4 protein-coding genes are annotated in these 4,877 nt (G+C 35.9%); all 4 read right to left on the minus strand.

Annotated features, from left to right (window positions below; all coding sequences use genetic code 11):
- A partial coding sequence (locus AB1630_10215; GenBank protein ID MEW6104164.1) for a prenyltransferase/squalene oxidase repeat-containing protein occupies positions 1 to 904 on the minus strand: 904 nt, incomplete at its 3' end.
- Between the two features lie 40 nt (positions 905 to 944).
- A complete protein-coding gene (locus AB1630_10220; protein MEW6104165.1) occupies positions 945 to 1,697 on the minus strand; it encodes a hypothetical protein in 753 nt (250 codons plus the stop codon).
- Positions 1,694 to 2,272: a hypothetical protein gene (locus AB1630_10225; GenBank protein MEW6104166.1), complete on the minus strand. Its 579-nt coding sequence runs from the start codon at positions 2,270 to 2,272 to the stop codon at positions 1,694 to 1,696. Before AB1630_10225 ends, AB1630_10220 begins: the two co-directional genes overlap by 4 nt.
- 28 nt (positions 2,273 to 2,300) lie before the next feature.
- The coding region (locus tag AB1630_10230) for a transglutaminase-like domain-containing protein (protein ID MEW6104167.1) at positions 2,301 to 4,877 on the minus strand (2,577 nt) is incomplete at its 5' end.

The raw sequence follows: 4,877 nt of genomic DNA on the forward strand, positions 1-4,877 counted from the left end.
CCTTGCTTCCTCCAATGTTTTCAATGATGGCAGTAATGGTTGTGGTTTCTCCCTCTAAGGGAACCTGGGGGTCAAAGAGGATTTCTGAAACAATAAGGTCAGGGGCTGCATCCTTGATTGCCCTTAAGCATAAGGCAGTGGTATAGGGGTCATCTTCAAAGCTTCCATTCTCTCTTTGGTTTTGAAGGATATAATCCAGCAAATCCTTTCTCATTATTGCTTGGTACATAAGGGCCTTTTCCCATAGGGTTTCTGGGGTTTGGGTTACAAGCCAATCTGATGCCTTATTGATTGGTTCTTCAAGGTAATAGTCTCTCCTGTATTGGTTTAAGGTAAGAATGGCAAGGGAGGTGAGATATACATTGCTTTCATCAAACCCAAATTCTCCATCTTCGTTCTGATTTGATATAAGATACCAGAGGGCAGATTCAATAATCGTGGCGTCAGAGTAGTTGGCAGATTTGAGGGCTTGTAGGGCAAGAATGGTATCCAATACATCACTTTCATATCCCAAACCTACCCCAAATCCACCATCTTCATTTTGGGACAAGGTAAGTGTGCCAATAAGGGCTGTTGTATCAGAGCCAGCATCAGCTAATGGTTTTATCTTTCTTGCAATAGCACGAGAGCTTGTAGTTGTCTCTCTTTCAATCCATTGAATGGCTTTAGAATATGCAATATTTGTAGTGCCAAGGTAACATAAAGTATCTGCTACCAAAGATGTATCCCTCAAACAAAGATTGGGATATTCTGTCTCTGTTCCCCAGGAGCCATTTGGGTTTTGGTTTAAAACCAACCATTCAACCCCTTTTTGAATAGCCAATTCTCCTTGACCTGCAAAGGCAACCTTTCCTTCAAGCAGAGTCGTTAAAAATATAGCCAAAGCTAATTTCTTTATCTTCATGGTTCTACTTCCTCCTGTAAAGCTAAGATGCGTTTGTTATTCATATCATTTGTTTAAAATAAGCATTTCCAATACCAAGGATTATAATTGAAGTTGAAGCACTAAGAATATCATATGTTTCATAGGTAAGAAAACAACACCTAACAATATCGATGATAATCGCAATTGACTGTAGACATAAACCCCACTTTCGCATTCTCCAATAACCAATAAATCCAGCAAAAATCAAAATAAGGGTCAACATGAAGATTAAAGTAGGTATAAGACCCCATTCATGTAAATCCCGAATTAGTGGATTTCCTGGAATTTTTGGGAAAATTATAAGTAATGCTATACACAAAAACCCGAGTCCATATATTAAAAAACCAAAACTGCATAAAATTGTAATAAATATTGGACGTCTTTTAATTTTAGAGACATCTTTTATTTCAGTTATAACTTCACTTTCTTCCTTCTCGCCTCCTAATTCATATTTTAGTTTCCATTCTTTATAATGTCTCAATTGTCTTCCTGCAATAGTTCCTCCTACGATTATATTGATTATTGTGCCTAATCCATAAATACCAAATATACGAATATGTAATAATTCAGGAATAAAATGCCTTATCAAAATAATAATTATACATAAAACTCCAAATCCAATGAGCGTATATTTTATGGTTTTTCTTTTTAAATCAGGTTTGCCCATTTGGCCATAATTAAAGCCTGCTAATATTCCACCTGCCACAAAACTAAAAAAGACAGAAATGATGCCAATCCAGTAAGGATTCCAAGGTTTTTTTGACTTTTTCATTTTTCTATTAACCTCTTTATTTTTTCATCTACAACTGCTTGAGGTGCTTTGGTTAGTATTTTTCTAATTAAACTAATATAATTCTTTATTGTTGGACAAATATATATTCCCTTTTGATTAGTTATCAACCAATCAATATAGAGTTTTGCTATTTTTTCTTTTCTATTTAGTTTAACTTCGGAAGTAATATTATCTACATTATTGAGATCTTCTGGATTTGGTTTAGGGATAATAAAAGTCATTCTTCTAAAGAGATAATTTACTGAACAAATTGCTATTATGTTTTCCCATCTTGTTTGAACAAAGATTGGCTTACCCAACTGAAACTTTCCCAAATTCCAATCTATCATAGTGATAGATTCATCTTCTATAATTATCCGATAATTTTTCCAGGCTTGAGATAATATAAATCCACAAACTATTACTAATGGCCAAGCTATATAAAATCCAAAACATCTTTCAATTTTATTTTCTATAGTAAATGAGAGAAAAAACCACATTACACCTGTCAGAATGGAAAATAAAAGTATAACAAAACTTGTCCATCCCGGTCTCTTGTATATTTTGTTCTTCATCTTTATCTTTTCCCTTGGATATACATATTCAATCTGCAATGTTAAATAAGAAACATTGTTTTTGAATTTTATTGTAATAAATAATCCAGACCAATTTATATAAAGAAGGCATACAAGATAATCCTACTGATCTACGGGCATAATCTATCAATTTCGCATAGCCATATATAATAAGTCCAACAAAGACTAAAAATACTAATCCGCCCCAAAAGCCAAGGGATCCTGCTAAATAACCTATTAGTATAGTAAAACTGGTAAATATTATTATTGCTTCTACCTTTTCTCCGGGTTTAAGATTTGGATCTCTCAATATATCAATAATCTCTAATACAAATTTCACAATAGTTATTATAGAACTTCCTATTTTAGCTAAAGAAATTTTCAATTCTTTTTTTGCATAATCTAAAAACCTTTCAAGACCAAACTTTATCCAATCTATTATGTTCACTCCCTGCCCTCCAGCCATTCCCCCACTAATCATATATGCCCCTGCACCTGTATTAGGGTCAATAATGGTATAGCCTATGCCTTCCCAATCATAGTATTGAATCTCTCTTTGGGGAATGGTTACTATCTTTCCTGTGTTTATGGCATTTTGGAGATCATTCTTTACACTGGAAGAAACCTGAAGTTTTGGCAGGATTTGATTTATGGTCTCCTTGTTTATTGAATATACAGGGATTCCATTATCGCTGGCTAATTGTAATATCTTAACCGCAGAAATACCAGGTGTATTATAAAGGAGTTCAAATATCCCATGTTCCATTGCCGAGCCTGTCATTCCAGAGGAAAGCATGAACTTCTTTTCCTTTTCTTTATCACCTGTTTTTGAGGCAAGAGAAAATACATCCCGATCTACATCAATGCCCATTCCGGCAAAGCTTACTTTTTCTGGCATTGAGAAAAGATAAGAGACATTTAGGCCTAGTATGGTTATTCCCTCAGAGGGATGTCTGATATAGCTTGTGTCATAGATTTGGGAGGCAATGTGGTTATAAATATCTAATTGGGCAAAGTAGGTAAGCCCGGTAAGATAGAGTAATTCTCCAATTGATTTGTTTCTCTCTATAGGTTGGGTTTCGCTTAAATTTACTACCTCTTTTAGCTTTGCTGTTCTTTGTTTAAGAAGGCTGGAGGGAATCTTTTGAAGATTCAGGGTTATTGCATAATATGCACCAACTATAAGATCATTTGAAATTCTGTCAGTTAGGCCTAGATTAGGCTCGGTAAATTCCATAATAAATTCCTGGGTTAGACCTAAACCTGCTGGATTTCCTTCTATTTTATCTTCATCTTCAATGGTCAAAAGAGGCTTTAGTTCTACAAGGTAGGCTGGGGTATTGTATATCCCGCCATATCTTTCTACGGTTGCTTCATCTTTTGGTGTAGCATAGAGATAAGAAAGGGTAATTCTTTTTCCTGCTAATTCTGGTGTGCTTGCGGTATAGGTTTTCCCCTCAATGGTAAAGCTTACCTTATGCCTTAAGGTGTTAGGAATTTCAGAATATCTGATTTGAACCAAAAGGGTTTTATTCGGCAAAGAGCAAGGCAAAATTCCAAATTCCTCCTTCTTTATCATCCTTGCTCCTAATAGGTCGCCAAAGGTTGCCTCAGGCATGTTGGTCTTAATATATTCCTCAAGCCTGGTTTGATACTCTGTTAGTTCTGTATTGATTAAGGCTGAAGAAACATTTGTAACATAGCCTTCGGTTTCGTTAATCGTAGCAGAGCCTTTTATCTGGTCTATAAAGCTTTGGCTATCAAAGGGAAGCTCTTTTTCAAAGTCAATCCCTTCCTTTTCTTGATATTGCTTAAAGCTTACATCAAGGGGAATCCACATCTTTTGTCCCCTTGAGCTTATCCCTTCATCAGGAAGATATGGAATATACACCTCCACCCATATATGCTCTAACCTTATGGCAATAATCTTTCCACCAGATGTAATCGCTTTGGATGGGATGCCACCAGAGGCAAAGATTTGGGCTGCTGTGTATGGGTCTTTTACCCCAACCCAGTTCATTGCTTTTTCTATGGGAAGCTCTATTGTTCCATAGACATACCTGGCAGGGATATTTGCAGCTCGGTATAAGGCAATAAGCAAAGAGGCTAAATCAAAGTCATTGCCTGCCTTTTCCCAGAGGGTTTGTTGGCTTCCTTTTAAAGATCCATAGTATGGCTCATAGTCAAAGTTATTCCTGACATATTCATAGAGCAAGACTGGGTTTTTCTTTAATGTTTCCTGAGCTAATTTCTTTATCTCATCGCTTATCTGAACATCAATGGTTTCTTTGAGATAATCTTCTGTGCTTACAGCTGATAGCTTACGGCTTACCGCTTCTTTCGTCCTTGGCTCTTTTGGCTTTATTTGTGGTGCTAATCTATGAGGTAGCTTATTTGGGTCTAGTGGTCTTGGCTTCTCTTTGTATTGTGCTTTTTCTAGGAATTCCTTTAGCTCCTTTGTCTTTCCCTTTTTTGCTTCTTCTATTCCTTCCTTTAGCTTTGCATAATTCTCATTGTATTGCTTAACAAAGTCATAGTGTCTTTGAAGGATTTTATCGGGTAATTTCTTTTCTTTCAGGAATTCCTCAGTTTCTTTAAATTCCTT

The organism is bacterium, assembly GCA_040753555.1.
GTDB lineage: Bacteria > UBA9089 > UBA9088 > UBA9088 > UBA9088 > JBFLYE01.